This is a genomic window from Enterobacter sp. WCHEn090032 (assembly GCF_003986875.1).
Lineage (GTDB): Bacteria > Pseudomonadota > Gammaproteobacteria > Enterobacterales > Enterobacteriaceae > Enterobacter > Enterobacter sichuanensis.
Genome location: NZ_RXRN01000038.1, coordinates 16,443 through 42,992 on the forward strand (window position 1 = coordinate 16,443; position 26,550 = coordinate 42,992).

The following is a 26,550-nucleotide window of genomic DNA, read 5'->3' on the forward strand; positions in this document are numbered from 1 at the left end:
CTTTTCATGTAGCACAGAGTGCAGTCCTGCGTGATAGCTGTTTCCGCAGGGTTGCCAGTTCTGCTATTATTGCCCTTATCCGTGGCCAAATTGCGCCACCATACTATTAAGTTTCAAGAGGTTATTTTACTCATGGCAATCATCGGCATTTTCTTCGGCAGTGATACCGGCAATACCGAAAACATCGCAAAAAACATTCAAAAACAGCTCGGTAAAGACGTTGCTGATGTGCATGACATCGCCAAGAGCAGCAAAGAAGACCTCGAAGGCTATGACATCCTGCTGCTGGGCATTCCGACCTGGTACTACGGCGAAGCCCAGTGCGACTGGGATGATTTCTTCCCGACGCTGGAAGAAGTGGACTTCAACGGTAAACTGGTTGCCCTGTTTGGCTGTGGCGATCAGGAAGACTACGCCGAGTATTTCTGTGACGCGCTGGGCACTATCCGCGACATCATCGAGCCAAATGGCGCCGTGATTGTTGGCCACTGGCCGACTGCCGGTTACCACTTCGAAGCCTCTAAAGGCCTGGCGGATGACGACCATTTCGTGGGTCTGGCCATCGACGAAGACCGTCAGCCTGAACTGACCGCAGAGCGTGTTGAGAAGTGGGTGAAGCAGATCCGCGAAGAGCTGCACCTGGACGATATTCTCAACGCCTGAGTTTTATCACTGCGCAACGGCGGTTGCGCCCGTGTTCCAGGTCAAACCGATTAAATTAATCGCTACAATCTTTTAACTTTTTCGTCCAGACCTGTACAATGTCTCCCTGATAAAACGTGGTTTTCCATTGCGCAAGTTTGTTGGTGATACCACGTTTTTATAAGCATATTTTGCCTGAGACTTGCAGTTTTCATTTAGCCATGGCAGTTCTATAATGAGACGCATTATCCCAGGTGCATTTTCTGTCACTTCCTAAGAAGTGAATCGTTTAGCAACAGGACAGATTCCGCATGACTGACAACAATACCGCATTAAAGAAGGCTGGCCTGAAAGTTACGCTTCCTCGGTTAAAAATCCTCGAAGTGCTTCAGGGTCCAGACAATCACCATGTCAGTGCGGAAGACCTTTATAAACGTCTTATCGACATGGGTGAAGAGATTGGGCTGGCTACCGTTTATCGCGTGCTGAACCAGTTTGATGACGCGGGCATTGTTACCCGTCATAATTTTGAAGGCGGGAAATCTGTCTTCGAACTGACCCAGCAACAGCACCACGATCACCTGATCTGCCTCGATTGCGGCAAGGTCATTGAATTTAGCGATGATTCCATCGAAGCGCGTCAGCGTGAAATCGCGGCGCGTCATGGCATCCGCCTGACCAACCACAGCCTGTACCTGTATGGTCACTGTGCTGAAGGCGATTGCCGTGAAGATGATCACGCGCACGACGCAAAATAATTTGTGTTCATGCTCTGAGCCAGCCGCAAGGTTGGCTTTTTTTTGGCCTGTTTTCAGACATAAAAAAACCCGGCAAGCGCAGCGCCACCGGGTAGGGTAACAGCGAATCAGTTACTGTTATTGCTACGAATCTCTTTCCAGATCTGATCGCAACGCTTCGCCACTTCCTGATCGTTACCGGTTTTACGCGCCTGGATACAGGCCTGGTAATCCATCACGCGCACCGTCTCCTGCGTCGCGAACTGCTCATGCGCTTTCTCTTTCTTCAGCACATTCAACACGCTCTGACAGGCTTCAATTTTCTCCGGCGAACCCTCAGCGGTATTGATACATGCGCTATAGGCCTCTTTCAGCCGGGAATCTTCTTTCGGTGCCTGAGTCTGAGCACACGCCACCAGTCCCGACGCCAGCAGCGCGACAATTACGATTTTTTTCATCATGTGCAGTCTCCTGTCTGGCGGGCACTGCCCGCCAGACGATTCATCAGAAGATGGTGAACGGTGCGATAACCATGAATTTCACGTCACGTTCATCCTGGAAGATGTTGCCGTAACCGCCCGCATAGCTCGGGATATCAGAGTGGTTGTCATACTGGGTGAAGTGCAGTTTGAACATCGTGCCTTTTGCGCGACCATCCTGCAGGGTATAGATCGCATCCAGGCTGTAGGAGGACTCTTTCAGGCGATAGTTTGGATCGTAGTAAGCGTCTGGTGTGGCCATATCGGCAGGTTTTGCATCCCAGGCGTAAGCGTAAGAAGCCCCCACCGCCCAGCCAGGCAGGTTCCAGTTTTTCAGGTCATACATCGCACCGAAGAAGACCGCTTTCTCGCCGTCGGCGTTAAAGTCTGAACGGTTATCCCACCAGATATCAAGACGTCCGTTGGACGATGCATAGGTCGGGGTCATACGCTGCAGGAAGTAACCCTGCTGCCCTTCCGCCTTCACCCACGTTCCTTCCAGACGTAAATCAACCTGGCCTACCTTGTAGCCGAAGGTCAGAGCCTGTAACCATGCGGTACCGTCATAGATGTCGTTGACGCCACCATCACTGACTTTATCGCGCGTGCCGTAGAACTGATAGCTGGTGCTCAGCGGGCTCCCGGCGATATCAAACTTGTAACTGGCTTTGGCAAAGTACTGATCGACGTAACCTTCTGCCTGACCAAATGCCGCTTCAAGAACCAGATCGTTTTTGAAGTCGTATTTCGCGCCCAGCGAGTGCAGGTAATCGACTTTGGTTTTTTTATCGTTCTGGTAGAACTTGTCCATTTCGATGTGCCATGGAGCTTTGTACTCGTTGGTCCACATGTAAGAGAAGCTCAACGCACCCGCATCACCATAGTCGAAGTTCGCCCCGGCTTCGGCCCCCTGATAAGTGCCTGGCATAAAGCTCCAGTGCGGCGCTAACAGCGTCTGGCCGGTTGGCTGAATATAGCCCCCGCGCGCCCATACCGGGCCGTATTTAAATTTCGCTGCGGCCTTGTAAAGGCTGATACCGCTTTTATCTCCAGACCAGTCTTCTTTATAGGCTTTGTTGCTGGAGGAGAAGGCAATTTCGTTAGGGTGGGCGCTGTCGCCGTTTTCCGCCATTTCGATCGCGGTGAACGCAGCAATATCCAGACCGAACATATCCGCGGCGTAGCCTGACTGGAAGTCCAGGTTGGCGTTCCAGGTGGAGTGAGAAAGGTTGGTTTTGTATTTGTCTTCGGTAACGTCTTTACGGTCACGCTCACGCTGCCAGTAATAAATACCGCCCGTGAGGGTAGAATCTTCGATGAAACCCGCCGCTTTTGCCTCTGGGGTAACGACCAGGCCCGACATAGCTGTCACACCGGCAATAGCCAGCGCCAGCGCACTACGTTTGCCACTAAACGTACGCATAGATTATTCCTCTTTGACGAATTAAAACGCCTGAAACGGCGAAAATAAAAAAGACCCAATGGTCAGGGGTAGTTATAAATACCCTCGAATTAACTACCGTCTTTAGGTTATTTTTCGCGACGCGAATTATCAATGCTTTTCAGCGGGCAAAAGTCAGGTTTATGACGAAGTGCACATAATTGGTAGTGCTTTGTAACATTTACCGGAGGACGAGATTTGGCGGGGTAAGACATTAAATTTCAGTAGCTAAGATCGTTAAACTCTGTAACGTTTTCCGCATTCTGTTTTTATGCAAACAAACAAACTTTTTTCAGGAAAATAAGTAGCACCACATTGACCTGATATTTTCACCGAAAGGTTTACAGCCCGGCTTTAACGATATGATCATAAATAAAAAAAACGCCGCAATACGCGGCGTTTGTCTCTCATTGACCAATACAGCGTTATTATTCGCCGATCTTAGTCCAGGTATCGCGCAGACCCACGGTACGGTTAAATACCGGTTTTTCCGCCGTGCTGTGACGGCTGTCGAGGCAGAAGTAACCTTCACGTTCGAACTGGAACGCTTTGCCCGCTTCAGCCGCTTTCAGTGATGGCTCCGCATAGCCCTGTTTGATAACCAGTGATTCCGGGTTAATGGTCGCCAGGAAGTCTTCAGCCGCACCCGGGTTAGGCACGCTGAACAGACGATCGTAGAGGCGAATTTCGACCGGCAGCGCGTGGGGCGCACTCACCCAGTGAATAACGCCTTTTACCTTGCGTCCGTCCGCCGGATCTTTGCTCAGGGTCTCTGCGTCGTAAGAGCAGAAGATGGTGGTGATGTTACCTTCCGCATCTTTCTCCACGCGCTCGGCTTTGATGACGTAAGCATTACGCAGACGCACCTCTTTACCCAACACCAGACGCTTGTACTGCTTGTTAGCTTCTTCGCGGAAGTCAGCACGATCGATCCAGATTTCACCGCTGAACGGCACGTCACGGCTTCCCATTTCCGGTTTGTTCGGATGGTTAGGCATGGAGACCAGCTCGCTTTCACCCTGCGGATAGTTCTCGATAACCAGTTTCACCGGGTCGATAACCGCCATCGCGCGCGGTGCGTTTTCGTTGAGGTCTTCGCGAATGCAGGATTCCAGAGACGCCATTTCAATAGTGTTGTCCTGCTTGGTCACGCCAATGCGTTTGCAGAACTCACGAATAGACGCGGCAGTATAACCACGGCGACGCAGACCAGAGATGGTCGGCATACGCGGGTCATCCCAACCCTCAACGTGCTTGTCGGTGACCAGCAGGTTCAGCTTACGCTTGGACATCACGGTGTATTCCAGATTCAGACGAGAGAACTCGTACTGACGCGGATGCACAGGAATGGTGATGTTATCCAGTACCCAGTCGTACAGACGACGGTTGTCCTGGAACTCCAGCGTACACAGCGAATGGGTGATACCTTCCAGCGCATCACTGATGCAGTGGGTGAAGTCGTACATCGGATAGATGCACCACTTGTTACCGGTCTGGTGGTGTTCAGCGAACTTGATACGGTACAGCACCGGATCGCGCATTACGATGAACGGAGACGCCATGTCGATTTTGGCACGCAGACACGCTTTGCCTTCTTCGAAGCCACCCGCACGCATTTTTTCAAACAGCGCCAGGTTCTCTTCCACGCTGCGATCGCGGTAGGGGCTGTTTTTACCCGGTGCGGTCAGCGTACCGCGATATTCACGGATTTCATCCGCAGACAGCTCGTCGACATACGCCAGACCTTTGTTGATCAGCTCAACCGCATAGGCGTACAGCTGATCAAAATAGTCAGAGGAGTAGCAGATATCGCCAGACCAGTTGAAGCCCAGCCATTGCACGTCGTTCTTGATCGACTCAACGTATTCGATGTCTTCTTTTACTGGGTTGGTGTCATCGAAACGCAGGTTGCACTGTCCGTTATAGTCCTGGGCAATGCCAAAGTTCAGGCAAATTGATTTTGCATGACCAATGTGCAGATAGCCGTTCGGCTCCGGCGGGAAACGGGTATGGATCGTGGTGTGCTTACCACTGGCCAGATCTTCATCGATGATCTGACGAATAAAGTTACTCGGGCGGGCTTCTGCCTCACTCATCGTGGATTCCTCAAAGCGTAAACAACGTATAACGGCATATGATCTTATAAGCCGGACGTAGTGACAACCCTTAAAACGGCTCTGAAGAAAATAATGGGGGCATTTGCTGCAAAAAAAAGCGGCGGAGGAGATCCCCCGCCGCTTAAGGCATGACTCTACTCAGGAGCGATTACTTGCCTTTAATCTCATACAGCGGTGTTTGGCCCGCAACAACCTGACCTTTCGCCTGAATGACCAGGCCACTGAAGTCGTCGATGTTGCTGCAAACCACCGGGCTTATCATGGAGCGCGCATTGGCGTTCAGGAAGTCCAGATCCATTTCCAGAATCGGCTGCCCGGCGACCACTTCAGCGCCCTCTTCCACCAGGCGAGTAAAGCCCTGACCGTTCAGCGCTACGGTATCGATACCCATGTGGACAACGATCTCTGCGCCATTTTCGGTTTCGAGGCAGAACGCGTGGTTGGTGTTGAAGATTTTCACAATGGTACCGGCAGCAGGAGACACAACGGTTTTTTCCGTTGGTTTCACCGCGACACCGTCACCCACCGCTTTGCTGGCGAATGCTTCATCAGGCACCTGCTCAATCGCCACGACTTCACCGGTGACAGGAGAAACCAGCGCAGCAACGGTTTTGGCGTTTGGTACGGCCTGCGGTTTTGCAGCAGCAGGTGCGGCAGCGGGGGCAGCGCCTGCTTCAGCGGCGGCAACCGGGCCAGTTGTTTTCATGGCGTTGGCAATTTTTTCCGCAACGAAGCCGACAATAATCTGCACGCTGGTTTTGTTCAGGCGGATAACGCCGGACGCGCCCAGACGTTTTGCCAGCGCTTCATTCACCAGAGAGGAATCTTTCACGTTCAGACGCAGACGGGTGATACAGGCATCAATGCCGGTCAGGTTGTCAGAACCCCCGACAGCGGCGATGTACTGACGCGCCAGACCAGAAACGTCCTGATCCTGCGCACCGCTCACGTTCACGTCCTGACCATCCGCTTCGCTACCGGCCACAGCCAGCTCGCGACCCGGGGTCATCAGGTTGAATTTGGTGATAGTGAAACGGAACACCACGTAGTAGATCGCGAAGAACACCAGACCTTGTGGAATCAACATCCACCAGTGGGTCGCCAGCGGGTTACGGGAAGAAAGCACCATATCCACCAGACCCGCACTGAAGCCAAAGCCCGCAATCCAGTGCATGCTGGCAGCGATAAACACGGAGATACCGGTCAGCACAGCGTGGATCACATACAGTACAGGTGCCACGAACATGAAGGAGAATTCCAGCGGTTCGGTGATACCGGTGAAGAAGGCCGCAAACGCCCCCGCCATCATAATACCCAGCACTTTCGCTTTGTTCTCTGGACGCGCGCAGTGGTAGATAGCCAGCGCAGCACCCGGCAGACCAAACATCATGATTGGGAAGAAGCCAGCCTGGTAGCGACCGGTGATACCGACAACCGCTTTACCGGCTTCGATGGACTGTGCGCCACCCAGGAAGTTAGGGATATCGTTAATACCCGCAACGTCGAACCAGAACACGGAGTTCAGCGCGTGGTGCAGACCAACCGGGATCAGCAGACGGTTGAAGAACGCGTACACGCCCGCCCCGATGGAGCCCAGTTTCTGAATGTGCTCACCGAAGTTAACCAGACCGTCGAAGATCATCGGCCAGATGTACATCATGATGAACGCAACAACGATCATCACGAACGAGGTCAGGATTGGCACCAGACGACGGCCGCTAAAGAAGGAGAGCGCTTTTGGCAGTTCAACGCTACTGAAGCGGTTATACAGTTCGGCGGAGATGATACCTACAAGGATACCGACGAACTGGTTGCTGATCTTACCGAATGCCGCCGGCACCTGGTCCGCCGGAATTTTTTGGATCATCGCCACTGCTGCTGGTGAGCAGAGCGTGGTTAAGACGAGGAAACCGACAAAACCGGTCAGCGCAGCGGCACCGTCTTTGTCTTTGGACATACCATAAGCTACACCAATCGCAAACAACACGGACATGTTGTCGATAATGGCGGAGCCTGACTTGATAAAGAACGCCGCCAGCGCGCTGGTGCTACCCCAGCCGTTGGGGTCGATCCAGTAGCCGACACCCATCAGGATGGCTGCGGCAGGCAGCGTGGCGACCGGCACCATCAGTGCGCGACCAACCTTTTGTAAATAACCTAGAATACTCACTTTCTTCCCCCTATGAGACCCCGTTTAAGGCGTGTTCTCAGCTCTGTTTTTTATTGTGTCACGAACTATAGATACAGTTGATGATTCACTGGCATTGTGAGTGTGTGAAAAATTAATTCGTATCGCAAATTAAACACCTGCTTTTTGTGATTTTTGTCACCAAATATCGTTTCTCACCCTCCCTTTCACTGGCTAACAACGAAAACTTATTTTATCATTCGAAAAATCAAGACGGATTGATCCGGCCTGAAAGGTTCCAGGTTACGCTTACGTATCAGGTCCCGATAGCCATCCGCCCACCCTTCTACTTTAACTCTTGAGGTGAACAATGAGACTGATTCCCCTGGCCACTGCTGAACAAGTCGGTAAATGGGCCGCTCGCCATATCGTTAACCGCATCAACGCGTTCAAACCGACCGCCGATCGTCCTTTCGTACTTGGCCTCCCGACGGGCGGCACACCGCTGACCGCGTATAAGGCCCTGGTTGAGATGCACAAAGCAGGCCAGGTTAGCTTCAAACATGTTGTAACCTTCAATATGGACGAATACGTCGGCTTACCGAAAGATCATCCGGAAAGCTACCATAGCTTTATGCACCGCAATTTCTTTGATCACGTTGATATTCCAGCTGAAAATATTAACCTGCTGAATGGAAACGCGCCTGATATTGACGCAGAATGCCGTCAGTATGAAGAAAAAATCCGTTCTTACGGTAAAATCCACCTGTTTATGGGCGGTGTGGGTAATGACGGTCACATCGCATTTAACGAGCCGGCATCGTCTCTGGCGTCCCGTACCCGTATTAAAACGCTGACCCATGACACGCGCGTGGCAAACTCCCGCTTCTTTGATGGCGATGTGAACCAGGTTCCAAAATACGCCCTGACCGTAGGCGTAGGCACCCTGCTGGATGCCGAAGAAGTGATGATTCTGGTGCTGGGCAGCGTGAAGGCGCAGGCGCTCCAGGCAGCCGTTGAAGGCAACGTTAACCATATGTGGACCATCAGTTGCCTGCAGCTGCATCCAAAATCAGTCATCGTCTGCGACGAGCCATCCACGATGGAGCTGAAGGTAAAAACGTTGAAATACTTCAACGAGTTAGAAGCTGAGAACATCAAAGGTCTGTAATTGAATAACCGCCTCTTCAACAAGAGGCGGCCGCTTTTTTTAACCGGGGGTCGTTATGTACGCTTTAACCCACGGTCGGATTTATACCGGCCATGATATTCTGGATGACCATGCGATTGTTATCGCCAATGGCCTGATTGAACGTGTTTGCCCGCTGGCAGAGCTGCCGCCGGAGATTGAACAGCGCTCACTCAATGGAGCAGTAATCTCCCCCGGTTTCATCGACGTACAGCTGAACGGCTGCGGCGGTGTGCAATTTAATGACTCCGCCGATGCGGTAACGGTCGAAACGCTGGAGATCATGCAGAAAGCCAACGAGAAATCTGGCTGCACCAGCTATCTGCCAACGCTCATCACCAGCAGTGATGACCTTATGAAACAGGGTATCCGCGTGATGCGTGAATACCTGGCCAAACATCCCAATCAGGCGCTGGGTCTGCACCTTGAAGGACCATGGCTCAATATGGTTAAGAAAGGGACGCATAACCCGGATTATGTGCGCAAACCGGATGCGGAGCTGGTGGATTACATGTGTGCGAACGCTGATGTGATCACCAAAGTCACGCTGGCACCTGAAATGACCGGCACTGACGTCATCAGCAAACTGGCCGCCGCCGGGATTGTGGTTTCAGCAGGCCACTCTAACGCCACGCTGAAAGAGGCGAAAGCCGGTTTCCGCGCGGGCATTACCTTTGCGACGCACCTTTATAACGCCATGCCGTATATTACAGGGCGTGAACCGGGTCTGGTCGGTGCGATTCTGGATGAGCCAGACGTATACTGTGGCATTATCGCCGACGGTTTACACGTCGATTACACCAACATTCGCAATGCCAAGCGGCTGAAAGGTGACAAGCTTTGTCTGGTCACGGATGCCACCGCACCGGCAGGTGCAAATATTGAGCAGTTCATTTTTGCCGGTAAAACAATATACTACCGCAATGGACTGTGTGTGGATGAAAACGGTACGCTGAGTGGTTCCTCTTTGACCATGATTGAAGGGGTGCGTAACCTGGTGGAACATTGCGCGATTGCGCTTGATGAAGTCCTGCGTATGGCCACCCTCTATCCGGCTCGCGCAATGGGCGTGGATAAACAGCTTGGCGGAATTGCACCAGGTATGGTTGCAAACCTGACGGCATTCACACACGATTATAAAATTATTAAGACCATCGTTAATGGTAACGAGGTCGTCACTGAGTAAGTAAAAGTATGACACCTGGCGGACAAGCTCAAATCGGTAATGTCGATCTCGTTAAACAACTTAACAGTGCGGCGGTATATCGCCTGATTGACCAACACGGTCCAATCTCACGTATCCAGATAGCCGAACAAAGCCAGCTTGCTCCCGCCAGCGTGACAAAAATTACCCGCCAGCTCATCGAGCGCGGTCTGATCAAAGAAGTCGATCAGCAGGCCTCTACCGGGGGCCGCCGCGCGATCTCCATTGTTACCGAAACCCGTAATTTTCAGGCGATCGGCGTCCGGCTGGGTCGTCATGACACCACGCTCACGCTCTACGATCTGAGCAGCAAAGCCATTGCGGAAGAACACTACCCCCTTCCGGAACGCACCCAGGAAACACTGGAGCATGCGCTGCTGAACACCATCGCGCTGTTTATTGAAAGCTGTCAGCGCAAGATCCGCGAACTCATCGCCATCTCGGTGATCCTGCCCGGTCTGGTCGACCCGGAAAGCGGCGTGATCCGTTATATGCCGCATATTCAGGTTGAAAACTGGGGGCTGGTCGACGCGCTGGAAAAGCGTTTCAAAGTGACCTGCTTTGTGGGCCATGACATTCGCTCTCTGGCGCTTGCTGAGCACTACTTTGGTGCGAGTCAGGACTGCGAAGACTCTATTCTGGTGCGCGTTCACCGCGGTACGGGCGCCGGCATTATCTCTAATGGCCGTATTTTTATTGGTCGCAACGGTAACGTCGGTGAGATTGGCCACATTCAGGTTGAACCCCTCGGGGAGCGCTGCCACTGCGGAAACTTCGGTTGCCTTGAAACCATTGCCGCCAACACCGCCATCGAGCAGCGCGTCCGCCATCTGCTGGAACGGGGTTACCAAAGCCGCGTGACGCTGGACGACTGCAAGATAGGCACCATCTGTAAAGCCGCCAATAAAGGCGACGCGCTGGCCTGCGAAGTGATCGAACAGGTGGGACGCCATCTGGGGAAAACCATCGCCATCGCCATTAACCTGTTTAACCCGCAAAAAGTGGTGATCGCAGGTGAAATTGTGGAGGCGGAAAAGGTCCTGCTCCCCGCCATTGAAGGTTGTATTAACACCCAGGCGCTGAAAGCATTCCGCCAGAACCTCCCGGTGGTTCGTTCAAAGCTTGACCATCGCTCGGCGATTGGCGCGTTCGCGCTGGTCAAACGGGCTATGCTCAACGGAATTCTGCTGCAGCATTTGCTGGAAAGTTAATCGGACCTTATAGTAACGCCTTCTTTTTTTGATGTCGGAATGTCCATGACCATTAAGAATGTAATTTGTGATATCGACGGCGTGCTGATGCACGACAACGTTGCCGTCCCGGGTGCTGCGGAGTTTCTTCACCGTATCATCGACAAAGGAATGCCTCTGGTTCTTCTCACGAACTACCCTTCTCAGACCGGTCAGGATCTGGCAAACCGCTTTGCGACGGCGGGTGTCAACGTCCCGGACAGCGTGTTTTATACCTCGGCGATGGCCACGGCGGATTTTCTGAAGCGTCAGGAAGGGAAAAAAGCCTACGTGGTCGGTGAAGGGGCGCTGATCCACGAGCTGTACAAAGCGGGCTTTACCATCACCGATGTCAACCCGGACTTTGTGATCGTGGGTGAAACGCGCTCCTACAACTGGGAGATGATGCATAAAGCCTCTTTCTTTGTGGCTAACGGTGCGCGCTTTATTGCCACCAACCCGGATACCCATGGCCGCGGCTTTTATCCGGCCTGCGGCGCGCTGTGCGCCGGTATCGAGAAAATCTCCGGGCGCAAGCCGTTCTATGTCGGCAAGCCAAGCCCGTGGATCATTCGCGCCGCGCTCAACAAGATGCAGGCCCACTCTGAAGAGACCGTGATTGTCGGCGACAACCTGCGCACCGATATTCTGGCCGGTTTCCAGGCCGGTCTGGAGACGATTCTGGTGCTCTCCGGCGTCTCTCAGCTTGATGACATCGATTCAATGCCGTTCCGGCCAAGCTGGATTTACCCCTCCGTCGACGAGATTGACATTATCTGATACCGAACCACGCCTCAGGGCGTGGTTCTTTATTTTTATGTATGCAAAACACAACCCCATCTAACGAAAAGACGCATTTATTGAATAATCATCAATAAATGCGCTCATCACATACGCATTTTTCACTGATCCGCAAACGCCATTGCACTATTTCCGTTTTCACCCGTAAAACGCTTGCGCGCCCTGCCCCTTTGCGGCATTTTCATAAGCAAGCAACATCACAATGCAACAGGGTTAACGGAGAAGGTTATGTGTTCTATTTTTGGCGTACTGGATATTAAAACTGACGCGGGCGAACTGCGTAAAAAAGCACTCGAACTGTCCCGCCTGATGCGCCATCGCGGCCCGGACTGGTCCGGCGTTTACGCCAGTGACAAAGCCATTCTGGCACACGAACGTCTGTCAATCGTCGACGTCAATGCCGGTGCACAGCCGCTGTATAACGAGAAAAAAACGCACGCGCTGGCGGTTAACGGTGAGATTTACAACCACCAGGCGCTGCGCGCAGAGTACGGTAACCGCTACGCGTTCCAGACCGGCTCTGACTGTGAAGTCATCCTGGCGCTGTATCAGGAGAAAGGACCCGAGTTCCTGGACGACCTTCAGGGTATGTTTGCATTCGCCCTGTACGACAGTGAAAAAGACGCTTACCTGATTGGCCGTGACCATATCGGTATTATCCCGCTGTACATGGGCCATGATGAACACGGCAACTTCTATGTCGCGTCTGAGATGAAAGCCCTGGTGCCGGTTTGCCGCACCATTAAAGAGTTCCCGGCGGGCAGCTACCTGTGGAGCAAAGATGGCGAGATCCGTCAGTATTATCAGCGCGACTGGTTCGACTATGATGCCGTAAAAGACAACGTCACGGACAAAGCCGAGCTGCGCCAGGCGCTGGAAGACTCAGTAAAAAGCCACCTGATGTCTGACGTGCCCTACGGCGTGCTGCTCTCCGGCGGTCTGGACTCCTCCGTGATCTCGGCAATCACCAAGAAATTTGCCGCCCGCCGTGTGGAAGATCAGGAGCGCTCTGAAGCCTGGTGGCCGCAGCTGCACTCCTTTGCCGTGGGTCTGGAAGGAGCGCCTGACCTGAAAGCCGCGCAGGAAGTGGCAAACCATCTGGGGACGGTGCACCATGAGATTCACTTCACCGTGCAGGAAGGTCTGGATGCGATCCGCGATGTGATCTATCACATTGAAACTTATGATGTGACCACCATTCGCGCCTCCACGCCAATGTACCTCATGTCGCGCAAGATCAAGGCGATGGGCATTAAGATGGTGCTCTCCGGTGAAGGCTCTGATGAAGTGTTCGGCGGCTACCTGTACTTCCACAAAGCGCCAAACGCCAAAGAGTTACACGAAGAGACGGTGCGTAAACTGCAGGCGCTGCACATGTTTGACTGCGCACGAGCTAACAAAGCGATGTCCGCCTGGGGCGTAGAAGCACGCGTTCCGTTCCTGGATAAGAAATTCCTTGATGTGGCGATGCGCATCAACCCGCAGGATAAAATGTGCGGCAACGGCAAAATGGAAAAACATATCCTGCGCGAATGTTTTGAATCCTACCTGCCGGCAAGTGTGGCATGGCGTCAGAAAGAGCAGTTCTCTGATGGCGTAGGCTACAGCTGGATCGATACCCTGAAAGAGGTGGCGGCGAAACAGGTTTCAGACCAACAACTGGAAACCGCCAGCTTCCGCTTCCCGTACAACACGCCGGGCTCTAAAGAAGCGTATCTGTACCGTGAGATCTTCGAAGAACTGTTCCCGGTACCGAGTGCAGCAGAGTGTGTGCCAGGGGGGCCGTCCGTCGCCTGCTCTTCCGCGAAAGCCATTGAATGGGATGAATCTTTCAAAGCGATGAACGATCCATCAGGCCGCGCGGTAGGCGTTCACCAGTCTGCCTATAAATAATCAATCATTTCATCATCAGGCCCTGCGGGGCCTGATTTTTTTTGCTCCACTTTTCCTCCGCTAAAACCGATTAATAACCAATAATTGCCGAATATTCGGCCACGCTGTTCGCAACCTAACCAAACAGTCACATTCCCGCCATTTTCGTTGAAAAAGGTGTTGACGCTGCAAGGGTCTATACGCATAATGCGCCCCGCAACGCCGATAAGGTAACGCGAAAAAAAGATGGCTACGTAGCTCAGTTGGTTAGAGCACATCACTCATAATGATGGGGTCACAGGTTCGAATCCCGTCGTAGCCACCATCTTTTTTTGCGGGAGTGGCGAAATTGGTAGACGCACCAGATTTAGGTTCTGGCGCCGCAAGGTGTGCGAGTTCAAGTCTCGCCTCCCGCACCATTCCCGGGTAAGCGTTGCACGGATGGGGTATCGCCAAGCGGTAAGGCACCGGTTTTTGATACCGGCATTCCCTGGTTCGAATCCAGGTACCCCAGCCATATTTCTTCGATTTTGCGGTTCTCCGCGGTATTGGGGTATCGCCAAGCGGTAAGGCACCGGTTTTTGATACCGGCATTCCCTGGTTCGAATCCAGGTACCCCAGCCATCGAAGATTGCAGTACTGGCTACGTAGCTCAGTTGGTTAGAGCACATCACTCATAATGATGGGGTCACAGGTTCGAATCCCGTCGTAGCCACCAAATTTAGATTATCGATTGATTTCGGTAATGAAAAAAAATTGTTGGGGTATCGCCAAGCGGTAAGGCACCGGATTCTGATTCCGGCATTCCGAGGTTCGAATCCTCGTACCCCAGCCAATTTAAAAAGTCGTTAAGCAGTCTGTTTAACGCAATTGGGGTGTCGCCAAGCGGTAAGGCTCTGGTTTCTGATACCAGCATTCCGGGGTTCGAATCCCTGCACCCCAGCCACTTAGTCACAAAAAAGCCCGCTCTGCGGGCTTTTTTGTTTTTGTTGCTCAGAATAGTGCGGCCTGATGCCCCCTCACCCTAACCCTCTCCCCAACGGGGAGAGGGAATAGACGGAGCAAAGATTAGAGCCCCAGGGCGTATTTCAGGGCCTGTCTTTTCAAACCCCCGGCACGCTCTGCCGCCATCAATCCAATATTACGCAGAATGCGCACCGGGGCTAAGTCATTGCTGAACCCGGCATAGAACAGATCCATTCCCGACTGCATGATAAAGTTATCCGCCATACGGCGCGTCTGATACCGCTTCAGGACCTGATGACTGGACCAGTTCTCCGCATGCCCGCGGGCGCTGCCCAGCACATCCAGTAACGCATCGACGTCGCGATACCCCAGATTTACCCCCTGCCCGGCCAGCGGATGAATGGTATGTGCCGCATCGCCCACCAGCGCCAGCCCTTCTCTGGCATACTGCAATGCGTGACGCCGCGTGAGCGGGAACGCCCCTGCGGCAACCGGTATAACATTGCCCAGACGGCTCGGGAAGTTCAGATGAATTTCCCGCTGCAATTGCTCCATTGAAAGCCCCTGCAGCTGGCGAATGCGCGCCGGTTTGTCGTACCACACCAGCGACGCCCAGTTATCAAACAGCGGTAAGAAGGCGTGCGGACCATTCGGGGTAAAGTGCTGCCAGGTGCTCTCTCCCGGCGCATTCTCACACTGAACGGTAATCAACATGCAGGACTGCTCGTACTGCCAGGCATGCACCCCGATACCCGCCATCTGCCTGACCTGCGAGTTAGCCCCATCGGCCCCGACGACCAGCTTCACGGCCAGTTCATCGCCGCTGTCGAGCGTCAACACATAGCCACTCTCGTGAGGGTGCAGCGCCTTCAGCGACGCAGGCACACGCAGCGTCACCTTCGGGTGCGCCTCCAGCGCCTGCCAGAGTGCCCGCTGGAGCACGTTATTTTCCACCATATAGCCCAGGCGCGGTAACTTCAGCTCGGCGGCATCAAACGCGACGTGGGCATTTTCCCACTCCCAGGTTTCAAGACGGCTGTAAGGATGGGCGCGCATCGCCAGCACCGACTCCCAGACGCCCAGCCCCCGCAGCAGATCAACGGACGCTGCGCTGATCGCTGAGATGCGCACATCCGGTTTGGCCGCCGGATCGTATTGCCCAGGCGCAGCCTGTTCAATTACCGTTACCTCAAATCCCTGCTGCGCCAGCCCCAGCGCCAGCGCGCCGCCGACCATACCGCCGCCGACAACGGCAACTTCGGTGTGTTGGAGTGTCATGGTCAATTTTCCTTATTGCAGAATCCCTTAAGTTTACCGGATTTTTTCGGTCATGAGACACATAACCTTCATACTGGTCACAACCCCACCAAAGCATTACAATACGCGGCTTGCAATCCTGAGCTGAGCAAGTCGATGACTAAAAAACTCCATATAAAAACCTGGGGCTGTCAGATGAACGAATACGATTCATCCAAGATGGCCGATCTGCTGGACACCACCCACGGATACCAGCTGACTGAAAATGCGAAAGAAGCCGATGTGCTGCTGCTAAATACCTGTTCAATTCGCGAAAAAGCGCAGGAAAAAGTCTTTCACGTGTTAGGCCGCTGGAAACTTCTTAAACGAAAAAATCCGGACCTGATCATCGGCGTGGGTGGCTGCGTTGCGTCGCAGGAAGGTAAGCTGATCCGCCAGAGAGCCCCGTATGTGGATATTGTCTTTGGCCCTCAGACCCTGCACCGCCTGCCTGAAATGATCAACAAGGTGCGCGGCGATCGTAGCCCGGTCGTTGACGTCAGCTTCCCGGAGATCGAAAAATTTGACCGTCTGCCAGAGCCGCGCGCCGATGGCCCGACCGCGTTCGTCTCTATCATGGAAGGCTGCAACAAATACTGTACTTACTGCGTGGTGCCGTATACCCGTGGTGAAGAGGTCAGCCGCCCGGCAGATGACATCCTGTTTGAAATTGCACAGCTTGCCGCCCAGGGCGTTCGCGAAGTCAACCTGCTGGGTCAGAACGTTAACGCCTGGCGTGGTGAGAACTACGACGGCACCACCGGCAGCTTTGCCGAACTGCTGCGTCTGGTGGCCGCGATTGACGGCATCGACCGTATTCGCTTTACCACCAGCCATCCGATGGAATTTACCGACGACATCATTGACGTCTACCGCGATACGCCGGAACTGGTGAGTTTCCTGCACCTGCCGATTCAGTGCGGTTCCGATCGCGTGCTGAACCTGATGGGCCGTCCGCATACGGTGCTGGAGTACAAATCCATCATCCGTAAGCTGCGTGAAGCCCGCCCGGATATCCAGATAAGCTCTGACTTTATTGTCGGCTTCCCTGGCGAAACCGCTGATGACTTCGAACGCACCATGAAGCTCATCGGCGAAGTGAATTTTGACGTCAGCTACAGCTTCATCTTCTCACCGCGTCCTGGCACCCCTGCGGCCGATATGGTTGACGATGTACCGGAAGAAGAGAAAAAACAGCGTCTGTACATTCTGCAGGAGCGCATTAACCAGCAGGCCAACGCCTGGAGCCGCCGCATGCTCGGCACCGTCCAGCGTATTCTGGTGGAAGGCACCTCGCGCAAGAGCATCATGGAACTCTCCGGACGTACCGAGAACAACCGCGTGGTCAACTTTGAAGGTACCCCGGACATGATCGGTAAATTTGTGGACGTCGAGATTGTTGAAGTGTTGACCAACTCGCTGCGTGCGAAAGTGGTACGTACCGAAGATGAGATGGGCCTGCGTATTGCAGAGTCACCAGAATCGGTGATTTCCCGTACCCGCAAAGAAAATGATTCTGGCGTTGGAATTTACCAGCCTTAATCCTTCAGGCCTGCCTCTTCGGCAGGCCTTGTATTTCCTCTCATCGTCCCCAATATCATCCGCAACGCTTGCGCCTTTATTCTGTGGCGTGAATAATTTCGGTAATGACCGTTTTATTACGTCCTGTCGCAACGGATCAGTTAACCAATCAAAGAGGAACAGTTTGAACATAGATACGCGTGAAATTAGCCTGACGCCCGCAGACAACGCTCGCCTGCTGAGCCTGTGCGGGCCGTTTGATGACAACATCAAACAACTGGAGCGACGTCTGGGTATCGAAATCAATCGTCGCGATAATCATTTCAAACTTACCGGACGCCCTATCTGCGTCAACGCCGCCGCGGACATTCTGCGTAGCCTGTATGTCGATACCGCCCCGATGCGCGGCGAAATTCAGGATATCGAACCGGAACAGATCCACCTCGCCATTAAAGAGGCGCGCGTGCTTGAGCAGAGCGCGGAAAGCGTGCCGGACTACGGCAAGGCCATCAACATCAAAACCAAACGTGGCGTCATCAAGCCGCGGACGCCAAACCAGGCGCAGTACATCGCCAACATTCTTGATCATGACATCACCTTCGGCGTCGGTCCGGCAGGTACGGGGAAAACCTATCTGGCCGTTGCCGCCGCGGTTGATGCGCTGGAGCGCCAGGAGATTCGCCGTATTCTGCTTACCCGTCCGGCTGTGGAAGCGGGCGAGAAACTGGGCTTCCTGCCCGGCGATCTAAGCCAGAAGGTTGATCCTTACCTGCGCCCGCTGTACGACGCGCTGTTCGAGATGCTGGGCTTTGAGAAAGTCGAAAAGCTCATTGAGCGTAACGTAATCGAAGTGGCCCCGCTCGCCTACATGCGCGGCCGTACGCTCAACGACGCGTTCATCATTCTTGATGAGAGCCAGAACACCACCATCGAACAGATGAAGATGTTCCTGACGCGTATCGGCTTCAACTCGAAGGCAGTCATTACCGGTGACGTGACGCAGATCGACCTGCCGCGCAGCACCAAATCGGGTCTGCGCCACGCCATCGAAGTGCTGGCCGAGGTCGATGAAATTAGCTTTAACTTCTTCCACAGTGAAGACGTGGTACGCCACCCGGTGGTCGCGCGTATCGTTAACGCCTATGAAGCCTGGGAAGAGGCAGATCAGAAGCGTAAGGCCGAACTGGCCGCAGAACGTAAGCGCGAAGCGCAGGAGCAAGAACAGAAATGAGTCAGGTGATCCTCGATTTACAGCTGGCCTGTGAAGATAATTCCGGCATGCCAGATGAGGCACAGTTTCAGAAATGGCTGGATGCCGTTATCCCCCAGTTTCAGGAAGAATCAGAAGTCACGATTCGTCTGGTGGATGAAGCAGAAAGCCACGAGCTTAACCTGACCTACCGCGGGAAAGATAAGCCAACCAACGTGCTCTCTTTCCCGTTCGAAGCTCCACCGGGTATCGAGATGCCGCTGTTGGGCGATCTGATCATCTGCCGTCAGGTGGTTGAACAGGAAGCCAAAGAGCAACAAAAGCCGCTGGAAGCCCACTGGGCGCATATGGTGGTACATGGCAGCCTGCATCTGCTCGGCTACGATCATATTGAAGACGACGAAGCGGAAGAGATGGAGTCCCTTGAGACAGAGATAATGCTTGCTCTGGGCTATGAGGATCCGTACATTGCCGAGAAAGAATAGTCCGTCACCTGACTGACTAACATGCCGCCACGAAAGGAGATTGCGTGGCGGTAAACGTTGAACTAACAAGAGAACCCTTAACAAACGCCATGAGCGACGACAATTCACACAGTAGCGACACGACAACCAGTAAAAAGGGATTTTTCTCCCTCATTCTGAACCAGCTTTTCCACGGCGAACCGAAAAACCGTGATGAACTGCTGGAGCTGATTCGTGATTCCGGGCAGAACGACCTTATCGACGAAGATACGCGCGAAATGCTCGAAGGGGTTATGGACATCGCCGACCAGCGCGTTCGCGATATCATGATCCCCCGGTCACAGATGATCACCCTGAAACGCAACCAGACGCTGGACGAGTGCCTCGATGTGATCATCGAATCCGCCCACTCTCGTTTCCCGGTCATCAGCGAAGACAAAGATCACATCGAAGGGATTTTGATGGCGAAAGATCTGCTGCCGTTTATGCGCAGCGATGCCGAAGCCTTCAGCATGGAAAAAGTGTTACGCCAGGCCGTGGTTGTGCCGGAAAGTAAACGTGTGGATCGGATGCTGAAAGAGTTCCGCTCTCAGCGTTACCACATGGCGATTGTTATTGATGAATTTGGTGGCGTTTCCGGTCTTGTCACGATCGAAGATATTCTTGAGCTGATTGTCGGCGAAATCGAAGATGAGTATGACGAAGAGGAAGATATCGACTTCCGTCAGCTCAGCCGCCATACCTGGACCGTGCGTGCGCTGGCCTCCATCGAGGACTTCAACGACGCCTTCGGGACCCACTTCAGCGATGAAGAGGTCGATACCATTGGCGGGCTGGTGATGCAGGCCTTTGGTCATCTTCCGGCGCGCGGTGAGACCGTTGACATCGACGGTTACCAGTTCAAAGTGGCCATGGCCGACAGCCGACGTATTATACAGGTTCACGTCAGAACGCCGGACGATTCACCGGTGCCAAAACTGGAAGAGTAATGTAAATGGCATTTGCCCCACTGTTTGAACGCCAGCGCGTCCGTTTGCTGCTGGCGCTGTTACTCGGAGCCAGCGGTACGCTGGCTTTTTCTCCTTACGATATCTGGCCTGCGGCCATCCTCTCCCTGATGGGACTACAGGGTTTAACCCTGAATCGTCGTCCCGTCCAGGCTGCCGCCATCGGCTACTTCTGGGGACTGGGGCTGTTTGGCTCAGGTATCAACTGGGTCTATGTCAGCATCGCCCAGTTTGGCGGTATGCCCGGCCCGGTTAACGTCTTCCTGGTGGTACTGCTCGCCGCGTACCTCTCGCTGTATACCGGTTTATTCGCAGGCATCCTTTCTCGCCTGTGGCCCAAAACCAGCTGGCTACGCGTCGCCATTGCCGCGCCCGTGGTCTGGCAACTCACCGAGTTCCTGCGCGGTTGGGTACTGACGGGCTTCCCGTGGCTGCAGTTCGGCTACAGTCAAATTGACGGCCCGCTAAAAGGCCTGGCGCCGGTGATGGGCGTTGAAGCCATCAACTTCCTGCTGATGGTGGTCAGCGGCCTGCTGGTACTGGCGCTGGTCACGCGCTGCTGGAAACCACTGGTGGTGGCGCTCGTATTGTTCGCCCTGCCTTTCCCGCTGCGCTATATCCAGTGGTTCACGCCGGAGCCCGGGCGTGCCATGCAGGTTTCTATGGTGCAGGGAAATATCCCGCAGTCCATGAAGTGGGACGAGAAAGAGCTGCTGAATACGCTGAAGATTTACGCCAACGCCACCGAAGAGGTGATGGGAAAATCACAGCTGATTATCTGGCCGGAGTCGGCGATCCCCGATCTGGAACTCAACCAGCAGCCGTTTCTGAACATGATGAACGATCTGCTACTCGCGCGCGGCAGCACGTTGATTACCGGCATTGTGGATGCGCGTCTGAACCAGCAGAACCGATACGACACCTACAACACCATCATTACGCTCGGTAAAGACAGCGAATACAGTTACCACTCGACTGACCGGTATAACAAGAATCACCTGGTACCGTTTGGTGAGTTTGTTCCGCTGGAGTCGATTCTGCGTCCGCTGGCCCCCTTCTTTGACCTGCCGATGTCCTCTTTCAGCCGCGGGCCATACGTTCAGCCCCAGCTGCACGCGCACGGCTTTGCTCTGACGGCGGCCATTTGCTACGAAATCATTCTCGGCGAACAGGTGCGGGATAACTTCCGTCCGGACACGGACTTCCTGCTGACCATCTCTAACGATGCGTGGTTCGGTAAGTCGATTGGCCCGTGGCAGCACTTCCAGATGGCGCGCATGCGCTCCCTGGAGCTGGCGCGTCCACTGCTGCGCAGCACCAATAACGGCATTACCGCCGTGATTGGGCCGCAGGGTGAAATTCAGGCCATGATCCCTCAGTTCACCCGTGAAGTGCTGACCTCGACAGTCACGCCAACAACCGGGTTAACGCCATATGCGCGTACCGGCAACTGGCCACTGTGGATCCTGACCGCGCTGTTTGGCTTTGGCGCCGTGTTGATGAGTCTGCGTCAGCGTCGTAAATAATCTTACCCCTCACCCTGGCCCTCTCCCCCATAGGGGAGAGGGAAGAATCCTGTACACATTTCAATATCCCACCCCGCCTTTTCCCCCTCTCCCTTCCAGGGAGAGGGTCAGGGTGAGGGTGAATTTCATTTCTGGCACGCCTATTGCTTTGTTTATTCAGGTAAACGCAGTTTGGCTTGATGTGCAACTTTGTCGCACCAGCGTAGATCACCGGTAGCACCGAAACGGTGCAACGGGAGATATTTGCCTCTGAATGGTGCGGCGCGCTTCGCAAAAATAAACAATAACGCAGCAAAATCTTTACATTAAGCCAGACTAAATGTTAACAAGCTTGCATAACACTGCACTCGCATCGCGCGAGATATAACAACATCACAATGGGTATCAATGCGTCACTGGCGCTGATAAGAAGGAGTTGGGTATGCAATTACGTAAACTGGCCACAGCAATGCTGGTGATGGGAATGTCTGCTGGCGTGGTCCACGCTGAAGATGCGCCGGCAGCCGGCAGCACTCTCGACAAGATTGCCAAAAACGGCGTGATCGTGGTCGGCCACCGTGAATCTTCTGTCCCGTTCTCTTACTACGACAACACGCAAAAAGTCGTAGGTTATTCACAGGATTACTCCAACGCCATCGTTGAAGCTGTGAAGAAAAAGCTGAACAAACCTGACCTGCAGGTGAAGCTGATCCCAATCACTTCACAGAACCGTATTCCACTGCTGCAAAACGGCACCTTTGATTTTGAGTGTGGTTCCACCACCAACAATCTCGAGCGTCAGAAACAGGCCGCCTTCTCGGACACCATCTTTGTTGTGGGCACCCGCCTGCTGACGAAGAAAGGCGGTGAGATCAAAGACTTCGCTGACCTGAAAGGGAAAGCGGTCGTGGTCACCTCCGGTACCACTTCAGAAGTGCTGCTGCACAAGCTGAATGACGAGAAGAAAATGGATATGCGCATCATCAGCGCTAAAGACCATGGCGACTCCTTCCGTACCCTGGAAAGTGGTCGTGCCGTCGCGTTTATGATGGACGACGCCCTGCTGGCGGGCGAGCGTGCAAAAGCGAAGAAACCGGACAACTGGGATATCGTCGGTACCGCGCAGTCGAAAGAAGCCTACGGCTGTATGCTGCGTAAAGACGATCCGCAGTTCAAAAAGCTGATCGATGACACCATCGCCCAGGTGCAAACCTCCGGCGAAGCGGAAAAATGGTTCGACAAATGGTTCAAGAACCCGATTCCACCAAAAAACCTGAACATGAACTTTGAACTGTCCGACGACATGAAGGCCCTGTTCAAATCACCTAATGACAAAGCTCTTAACTAATTAGAACAACAGGGGCGGGATCTCCTGCCCTCTCGATTGTCGGGAAGCACGGACAGACTATACGTTGAGTGGTCGTTCCCCACTCAGCACGAAGAATGAGCTTCTCACCAATCTTCGAGGGTAGCGCTGCTACCCTTTTTTTTCTGGAGTTTATTATGTCAATCGACTGGAACTGGGGCATATTCCTGCAACAAGCCCCGTTCGGCAACACCACCTATCTTGGCTGGCTGTGGAGCGGATTTCAGGTTACCGTGGCATTATCGATAACGGCGTGGATTATCGCGTTTCTTGTCGGTTCGCTGTTCGGTATTCTGCGTACCGTCCCTAACCGTTTCCTTTCAACACTGGGCACCCTGTACGTGGAACTGTTCCGTAACGTTCCGCTCATCGTGCAATTCTTTACCTGGTATCTGGTTATCCCGGAACTGCTGCCTGAAAATATTGGCATGTGGTTCAAATCGGAACTGGATCCGAATGTACAGTTCTTTGTCTCCTCGATGATGTGTCTGGGGCTGTTTACCGCTGCGCGCGTTTGCGAGCAGGTGCGTGCCGCCATTCAGTCATTACCCCGTGGACAAAAAAATGCGGGTCTGGCGATGGGGTTGACCCTGCCGCAAACCTACCGCTACGTGCTGCTGCCTAACGCCTACCGCGTGATCGTCCCACCGATGACCTCTGAGATGATGAACCTGGTGAAAAACTCGGCCATCGCCTCAACCATCGGTCTGGTCGATATGGCGGCTCAGGCGGGCAAGCTGCTGGATTACTCCGCGCACGCGTGGGAATCCTTCACCGCAATCACGCTCGCGTATGTTCTGATTAACGCTTTCATCATGCTGGTGATGAACCTGGTTGAACGCAAAATTCGCCTGCCGGGCAATATGGGGGGCAAATAATGTACGAGTTTGACTGGAGTTCTATCGTTCCCTCTATGCCATACCTGCTTGATGGCCTGGTGATTACCTTAAAAATCACGCTTATTGCCATCATCGTCGGTATTGTCTGGGGTACCCTGCTGGCCGTCATGCGCCTGTCGAGCTTTAAGCCGCTCGCCTGGTTTGCAACCGCCTACGTCAACGTTTTCCGTTCCATCCCGCTGGTGATGGTGCTGCTGTGGTTTTATCTGATTGTGCCCGGCTTCCTGCAAAACGTGCTAGGGCTGTCACCGAAAACCGATATCCGCCTGATCTCCGCGATGGTGGCGTTTTCGATGTTTGAGGCCGCCTACTATTCAGAGATTATCCGTGCGGGCATTCAGAGTATCTCCCGTGGACAGTCCAGCGCCGCGCTGGCACTGGGGATGACGCACTGGCAGTCCATGCAGCTCATTATTCTGCCGCAGGCGTTTCGCGCCATGGTTCCACTCCTGCTGACCCAGGGTATCGTACTGTTCCAGGATACCTCCCTGGTCTACGTGCTGAGTCTGGCAGACTTCTTCCGTACCGCGTCCACCATCGGTGAACGTGATGGTACGCAGGTCGAGATGGTGCTCTTCGCGGGAGCGGTCTATTTTGTGATTAGTTTAAGCGCGTCGCTGTTGGTCAGCTGGCTGAAGAAAAGGACGGTACAATGATTTCCCTGAAAAATGTTTCTAAATGGTATGGGCACTTTCAGGTGCTGACCGACTGCTCCACCGAAGTGAAAAAAGGCGACGTGGTGGTGGTGTGCGGACCGTCCGGTTCCGGTAAATCGACGCTGATCAAAACCGTCAACGGACTGGAGCCGGTGCAGCAGGGTGAGATCGTGGTCAACGGCACCAAAGTTAACGACAAGAAAACCAACCTCGCCCAGCTTCGCTCTCACGTTGGGATGGTGTTCCAGCATTTTGAGCTGTTCCCTCACCTCTCCATTATTGAGAACCTGACCCTGGCGCAGGTGAAAGTGCTTAAGCGTGATAAAAAAGCATCGCGCGAGAAAGGCCTGAAACTGCTGGAACGCGTTGGGCTCGCGGCCCATGCCGATAAGTTCCCGGCACAGCTCTCTGGTGGCCAGCAGCAGCGTGTGGCGATCGCCCGCGCGCTGTGTATGGATCCCGTGGCGATGCTGTTTGACGAACCCACGTCGGCCCTCGATCCGGAGATGATCAACGAAGTGCTGGACGTTATGGTTGAGCTGGCACATGAAGGGATGACCATGATGGTGGTAACCCATGAGATGGGCTTCGCCCGTAAAGTGGCCAACCGCGTGATCTTTATGGACGAAGGGAAGATCGTGGAAGACTCACCGAAAGAGGAATTCTTCGCTAACCCCAAATCAGAACGTGCGAAAGATTTCCTCGCGAAAATCCTGCATTAATCTTCTCAGTGCGCAATCTGCGGATTGCGCACTGCCTCACGCTTTCGCTCACTTCTTCTCGTCGTGTGTCCCATTGCAGCGTTAACCTTGTCACAAAATAACGCTATGAATGGAGAACGCTATGGCACAACCTATTATTTTCGATTGCGACCCGGGTCATGATGACGCGATCGCGCTCGTCCTTGCACTTGCCTCCCCTGAGCTTGACGTCAAAGCCGTCACCTCTTCTGCCGGAAACCAGACGCCGGATAAAACCCTGCGTAACGTTTTGCGCATGCTGACGCTGCTTAACCGCACGGATATTCCTGTCGCTGGCGGTGCCCTCAAGCCCCTGATGCGTGAATTAATTATTGCGGATAACGTGCACGGTGAAAGTGGGCTGGACGGTCCGGCACTGCCGGAGCCGGGCTTCACGCCGCAAAACTGTACCGCCGTGGAGCTGATGGCAAAGGTGCTGCGTGAGAGCGCGGAACCCGTCACCCTGGTGGCAACGGGACCGCAAACCAACGTCGCGCTGCTGTTGAACAGCCATCCGGAACTGCACGGCAAAATTGCCCGTATCGTCATCATGGGCGGGGCGATGGGGCTCGGTAACTGGACGCCGTCCGCTGAGTTCAACATTTTTGTCGACCCGGAAGCGGCGGAGATCGTCTTCCAGTCCGGTTTGCCGATTGTGATGGCAGGGCTGGACGTTACCCACCGCGCGCAGATTATGGCCGACGACATTGAACGTTTCCGTTCCGTGGGTAATCCGGTCGCCACAACCGTGGCTGAGTTGCTCGACTTCTTTATGGAGTATCACAAAGCCGAGAAGTGGGGATTCCACGGCGCACCGCTGCATGACCCATGCACGATCGCCTGGCTGTTAAAGCCGGAGATGTTTACCACGGTGGACCGATGGGTAGGCGTTGAGACACAGGGGAAATATACCCAGGGCATGACGGTGGTGGACTACTACTCGCTGACGGGGAATAAACCGAATACAACGGTAATGGTGGATATTGACAGACAGGCGTTTGTGGATTTGCTGGCGGAGAGGCTGGCTTACTACAGTGCGCCCTGATGCCCTCACCTCAGCCTTCTCCCGTGGGGCTGAGGA

23 protein-coding genes and 7 tRNA genes are annotated in these 26,550 nt (G+C 53.8%); 24 read left to right on the forward strand and 6 right to left on the reverse strand.

Features of this window, described 5'->3' with window-relative positions:
- Positions 1-132: 132 nt before the first annotated feature.
- Both fldA and fur read left to right on the forward strand, forming a co-directional pair.
- Positions 133-663 carry a flavodoxin FldA gene (gene fldA / locus EKN83_RS21505; protein WP_008501067.1) on the forward strand — a complete coding sequence of 177 codons (531 nt, stop codon included), beginning with the start codon at positions 133-135 and terminating at the stop codon, positions 661-663.
- Positions 664-953: 290 nt separating this feature from the next.
- Positions 954-1,400: a ferric iron uptake transcriptional regulator gene (gene fur, locus EKN83_RS21510; protein ID WP_014169146.1), complete on the forward strand. Its 447-nt coding sequence runs from the start codon at positions 954-956 to the stop codon at positions 1,398-1,400.
- 107 nt (positions 1,401-1,507) lie between these two features.
- On the opposite strand, the gene chiQ is transcribed toward fur, so the two are convergent.
- From chiQ to nagE, 4 genes are all read right to left on the reverse strand, one after another.
- The gene (chiQ, locus tag EKN83_RS21515) at positions 1,508-1,837 is read right to left on the reverse strand and encodes a ChiQ/YbfN family lipoprotein (protein ID WP_045286162.1); all 330 of its coding nucleotides are present in this window, start codon (positions 1,835-1,837) and stop codon (positions 1,508-1,510) included.
- A 46-nt stretch (positions 1,838-1,883) separates the two neighbouring features.
- On the reverse strand, positions 1,884-3,281 hold the full coding sequence (chiP, locus tag EKN83_RS21520; protein ID WP_025756355.1) for a chitoporin ChiP: 1,398 nt from the start codon (positions 3,279-3,281) through the stop codon (positions 1,884-1,886).
- Positions 3,282-3,727: 446 nt separating this feature from the next.
- On the reverse strand, positions 3,728-5,395 hold the full coding sequence (glnS, locus tag EKN83_RS21525; protein WP_025756354.1) for a glutamine--tRNA ligase: 1,668 nt from the start codon (positions 5,393-5,395) through the stop codon (positions 3,728-3,730).
- Positions 5,396-5,564: 169 nt separating this feature from the next.
- A complete protein-coding gene (gene nagE / locus EKN83_RS21530) occupies positions 5,565-7,586 on the reverse strand; it encodes an N-acetylglucosamine-specific PTS transporter subunit IIBC (protein ID WP_126801672.1) in 2,022 nt (673 codons plus the stop codon).
- Between the two features lie 328 nt (positions 7,587-7,914).
- Here nagE and nagB point away from each other — a divergent pair, with 328 nt between their 5' ends.
- The 5 genes from nagB (at position 7,915) to asnB (ending at position 13,860) form a co-directional block, all read left to right on the forward strand.
- Positions 7,915-8,715, forward strand: coding sequence for a glucosamine-6-phosphate deaminase (gene nagB / locus EKN83_RS21535; RefSeq protein WP_013097568.1), 801 nt, complete (start codon positions 7,915-7,917; stop codon positions 8,713-8,715).
- 55 nt (positions 8,716-8,770) lie between these two features.
- On the forward strand, positions 8,771-9,919 hold the full coding sequence (gene nagA / locus EKN83_RS21540; protein ID WP_126801673.1) for an N-acetylglucosamine-6-phosphate deacetylase: 1,149 nt from the start codon (positions 8,771-8,773) through the stop codon (positions 9,917-9,919).
- Positions 9,920-9,927: 8 nt separating this feature from the next.
- Positions 9,928-11,148 carry an N-acetylglucosamine repressor gene (locus EKN83_RS21545; RefSeq protein ID WP_126801674.1) on the forward strand — a complete coding sequence of 407 codons (1,221 nt, stop codon included), beginning with the start codon at positions 9,928-9,930 and terminating at the stop codon, positions 11,146-11,148.
- Positions 11,149-11,193: 45 nt separating this feature from the next.
- Complete coding sequence (nagD, locus tag EKN83_RS21550; RefSeq protein WP_025756350.1) at positions 11,194-11,946, forward strand: ribonucleotide monophosphatase NagD; 753 nt, start codon at positions 11,194-11,196, stop codon at positions 11,944-11,946.
- Between the two features lie 249 nt (positions 11,947-12,195).
- Positions 12,196-13,860 (forward strand): asparagine synthase B, encoded by a 1,665-nt coding sequence (asnB, locus tag EKN83_RS21555; protein WP_126801675.1) that lies wholly within the window; start codon positions 12,196-12,198, stop codon positions 13,858-13,860.
- Here the strand turns inward: asnB and EKN83_RS23385 are convergent.
- On the reverse strand, positions 13,851-14,045 hold the full coding sequence (locus EKN83_RS23385; RefSeq protein ID WP_025756348.1) for a hypothetical protein: 195 nt from the start codon (positions 14,043-14,045) through the stop codon (positions 13,851-13,853). The genes asnB and EKN83_RS23385 overlap by 10 nt on opposite strands.
- A gap of 42 nt (positions 14,046-14,087) precedes the next feature.
- On the opposite strand from EKN83_RS23385, the gene EKN83_RS21560 reads away from it, so the two are divergent.
- The 7 genes from EKN83_RS21560 to EKN83_RS21590 all read left to right on the forward strand — a co-directional run bounded on the left by EKN83_RS21560 (position 14,088) and on the right by EKN83_RS21590 (position 14,785).
- Positions 14,088-14,164, forward strand: a tRNA-Met gene (locus EKN83_RS21560).
- A gap of 9 nt (positions 14,165-14,173) precedes the next feature.
- Positions 14,174-14,258: transfer RNA gene (locus EKN83_RS21565), tRNA-Leu, on the forward strand.
- Positions 14,259-14,281: 23 nt separating this feature from the next.
- Positions 14,282-14,356 (forward strand) — tRNA-Gln (locus EKN83_RS21570).
- Between the two features lie 32 nt (positions 14,357-14,388).
- Positions 14,389-14,463, forward strand: a tRNA-Gln gene (locus EKN83_RS21575).
- A gap of 17 nt (positions 14,464-14,480) precedes the next feature.
- A tRNA-Met gene (locus tag EKN83_RS21580) sits at positions 14,481-14,557 on the forward strand.
- Between the two features lie 42 nt (positions 14,558-14,599).
- A tRNA-Gln gene (locus EKN83_RS21585) sits at positions 14,600-14,674 on the forward strand.
- A 36-nt stretch (positions 14,675-14,710) separates the two neighbouring features.
- Positions 14,711-14,785: transfer RNA gene (locus EKN83_RS21590), tRNA-Gln, on the forward strand.
- 122 nt (positions 14,786-14,907) lie between these two features.
- On the opposite strand, the gene ubiF is transcribed toward EKN83_RS21590, so the two are convergent.
- Positions 14,908-16,083: a 3-demethoxyubiquinol 3-hydroxylase gene (ubiF, locus tag EKN83_RS21595; RefSeq protein WP_126801676.1), complete on the reverse strand. Its 1,176-nt coding sequence runs from the start codon at positions 16,081-16,083 to the stop codon at positions 14,908-14,910.
- 135 nt (positions 16,084-16,218) lie between these two features.
- Between ubiF and miaB the strand changes: the two genes are divergently transcribed.
- The 10 genes from miaB to rihA all read left to right on the forward strand — a co-directional run bounded on the left by miaB (position 16,219) and on the right by rihA (position 26,514).
- A complete protein-coding gene (gene miaB, locus EKN83_RS21600) occupies positions 16,219-17,643 on the forward strand; it encodes a tRNA (N6-isopentenyl adenosine(37)-C2)-methylthiotransferase MiaB (protein WP_025756346.1) in 1,425 nt (474 codons plus the stop codon).
- Positions 17,644-17,806: 163 nt separating this feature from the next.
- Positions 17,807-18,853 (forward strand): PhoH family protein, encoded by a 1,047-nt coding sequence (locus EKN83_RS21605; protein ID WP_025756345.1) that lies wholly within the window; start codon positions 17,807-17,809, stop codon positions 18,851-18,853.
- Positions 18,850-19,317, forward strand: a complete 468-nt coding sequence (gene ybeY, locus EKN83_RS21610; RefSeq protein WP_008501052.1) for an rRNA maturation RNase YbeY — start codon at positions 18,850-18,852, stop codon at positions 19,315-19,317. Before EKN83_RS21605 ends, ybeY begins: the two co-directional genes overlap by 4 nt.
- An 89-nt stretch (positions 19,318-19,406) precedes the next feature.
- A complete protein-coding gene (corC, locus tag EKN83_RS21615) occupies positions 19,407-20,285 on the forward strand; it encodes a CNNM family magnesium/cobalt transport protein CorC (RefSeq protein ID WP_025756344.1) in 879 nt (292 codons plus the stop codon).
- 5 nt (positions 20,286-20,290) lie between these two features.
- Positions 20,291-21,829: an apolipoprotein N-acyltransferase gene (lnt, locus tag EKN83_RS21620; protein ID WP_126801677.1), complete on the forward strand. Its 1,539-nt coding sequence runs from the start codon at positions 20,291-20,293 to the stop codon at positions 21,827-21,829.
- A gap of 421 nt (positions 21,830-22,250) precedes the next feature.
- A complete protein-coding gene (locus tag EKN83_RS21630; protein ID WP_008501049.1) occupies positions 22,251-23,156 on the forward strand; it encodes an amino acid ABC transporter substrate-binding protein in 906 nt (301 codons plus the stop codon).
- A gap of 155 nt (positions 23,157-23,311) precedes the next feature.
- On the forward strand, positions 23,312-24,052 hold the full coding sequence (gltJ, locus tag EKN83_RS21635) for a glutamate/aspartate ABC transporter permease GltJ (RefSeq protein WP_008501048.1): 741 nt from the start codon (positions 23,312-23,314) through the stop codon (positions 24,050-24,052).
- Positions 24,052-24,729, forward strand: a complete 678-nt coding sequence (gltK, locus tag EKN83_RS21640; protein WP_025756342.1) for a glutamate/aspartate ABC transporter permease GltK — start codon at positions 24,052-24,054, stop codon at positions 24,727-24,729. The genes gltJ and gltK overlap by 1 nt, the downstream gene beginning before the upstream one ends.
- On the forward strand, positions 24,726-25,451 hold the full coding sequence (locus EKN83_RS21645) for an amino acid ABC transporter ATP-binding protein (protein WP_008501046.1): 726 nt from the start codon (positions 24,726-24,728) through the stop codon (positions 25,449-25,451). The genes gltK and EKN83_RS21645 overlap by 4 nt, the downstream gene beginning before the upstream one ends.
- A gap of 121 nt (positions 25,452-25,572) precedes the next feature.
- Positions 25,573-26,514 (forward strand): pyrimidine-specific ribonucleoside hydrolase RihA, encoded by a 942-nt coding sequence (gene rihA / locus EKN83_RS21650; RefSeq protein ID WP_045286190.1) that lies wholly within the window; start codon positions 25,573-25,575, stop codon positions 26,512-26,514.
- Positions 26,515-26,550 lie beyond the last annotated feature (36 nt).

Coding starts and splice junctions, on each gene's coding strand:
- EKN83_RS21645 (WP_008501046.1), top strand. CDS start 24,726: ATGATTTCCCTGAAAAATGTTTCTAAATGGTATGGGCACTTTCAGGTG.
- lnt (WP_126801677.1), top strand. CDS start 20,291: ATGGCATTTGCCCCACTGTTTGAACGCCAGCGCGTCCGTTTGCTGCTG.
- miaB (WP_025756346.1), top strand. CDS start 16,219: ATGACTAAAAAACTCCATATAAAAACCTGGGGCTGTCAGATGAACGAA.
- ubiF (WP_126801676.1), bottom strand. CDS start 16,083: ATGACACTCCAACACACCGAAGTTGCCGTTGTCGGCGGCGGTATGGTC.
- nagB (WP_013097568.1), top strand. CDS start 7,915: ATGAGACTGATTCCCCTGGCCACTGCTGAACAAGTCGGTAAATGGGCC.
- corC (WP_025756344.1), top strand. CDS start 19,407: ATGAGCGACGACAATTCACACAGTAGCGACACGACAACCAGTAAAAAG.
- EKN83_RS21545 (WP_126801674.1), top strand. CDS start 9,928: ATGACACCTGGCGGACAAGCTCAAATCGGTAATGTCGATCTCGTTAAA.
- fldA (WP_008501067.1), top strand. CDS start 133: ATGGCAATCATCGGCATTTTCTTCGGCAGTGATACCGGCAATACCGAA.
- ybeY (WP_008501052.1), top strand. CDS start 18,850: ATGAGTCAGGTGATCCTCGATTTACAGCTGGCCTGTGAAGATAATTCC.
- asnB (WP_126801675.1), top strand. CDS start 12,196: ATGTGTTCTATTTTTGGCGTACTGGATATTAAAACTGACGCGGGCGAA.
- gltK (WP_025756342.1), top strand. CDS start 24,052: ATGTACGAGTTTGACTGGAGTTCTATCGTTCCCTCTATGCCATACCTG.
- glnS (WP_025756354.1), bottom strand. CDS start 5,395: ATGAGTGAGGCAGAAGCCCGCCCGAGTAACTTTATTCGTCAGATCATC.
- nagD (WP_025756350.1), top strand. CDS start 11,194: ATGACCATTAAGAATGTAATTTGTGATATCGACGGCGTGCTGATGCAC.
- chiP (WP_025756355.1), bottom strand. CDS start 3,281: ATGCGTACGTTTAGTGGCAAACGTAGTGCGCTGGCGCTGGCTATTGCC.
- gltJ (WP_008501048.1), top strand. CDS start 23,312: ATGTCAATCGACTGGAACTGGGGCATATTCCTGCAACAAGCCCCGTTC.
- chiQ (WP_045286162.1), bottom strand. CDS start 1,837: ATGAAAAAAATCGTAATTGTCGCGCTGCTGGCGTCGGGACTGGTGGCG.
- fur (WP_014169146.1), top strand. CDS start 954: ATGACTGACAACAATACCGCATTAAAGAAGGCTGGCCTGAAAGTTACG.
- rihA (WP_045286190.1), top strand. CDS start 25,573: ATGGCACAACCTATTATTTTCGATTGCGACCCGGGTCATGATGACGCG.
- nagA (WP_126801673.1), top strand. CDS start 8,771: ATGTACGCTTTAACCCACGGTCGGATTTATACCGGCCATGATATTCTG.
- EKN83_RS23385 (WP_025756348.1), bottom strand. CDS start 14,045: ATGCGTATAGACCCTTGCAGCGTCAACACCTTTTTCAACGAAAATGGC.
- EKN83_RS21630 (WP_008501049.1), top strand. CDS start 22,251: ATGCAATTACGTAAACTGGCCACAGCAATGCTGGTGATGGGAATGTCT.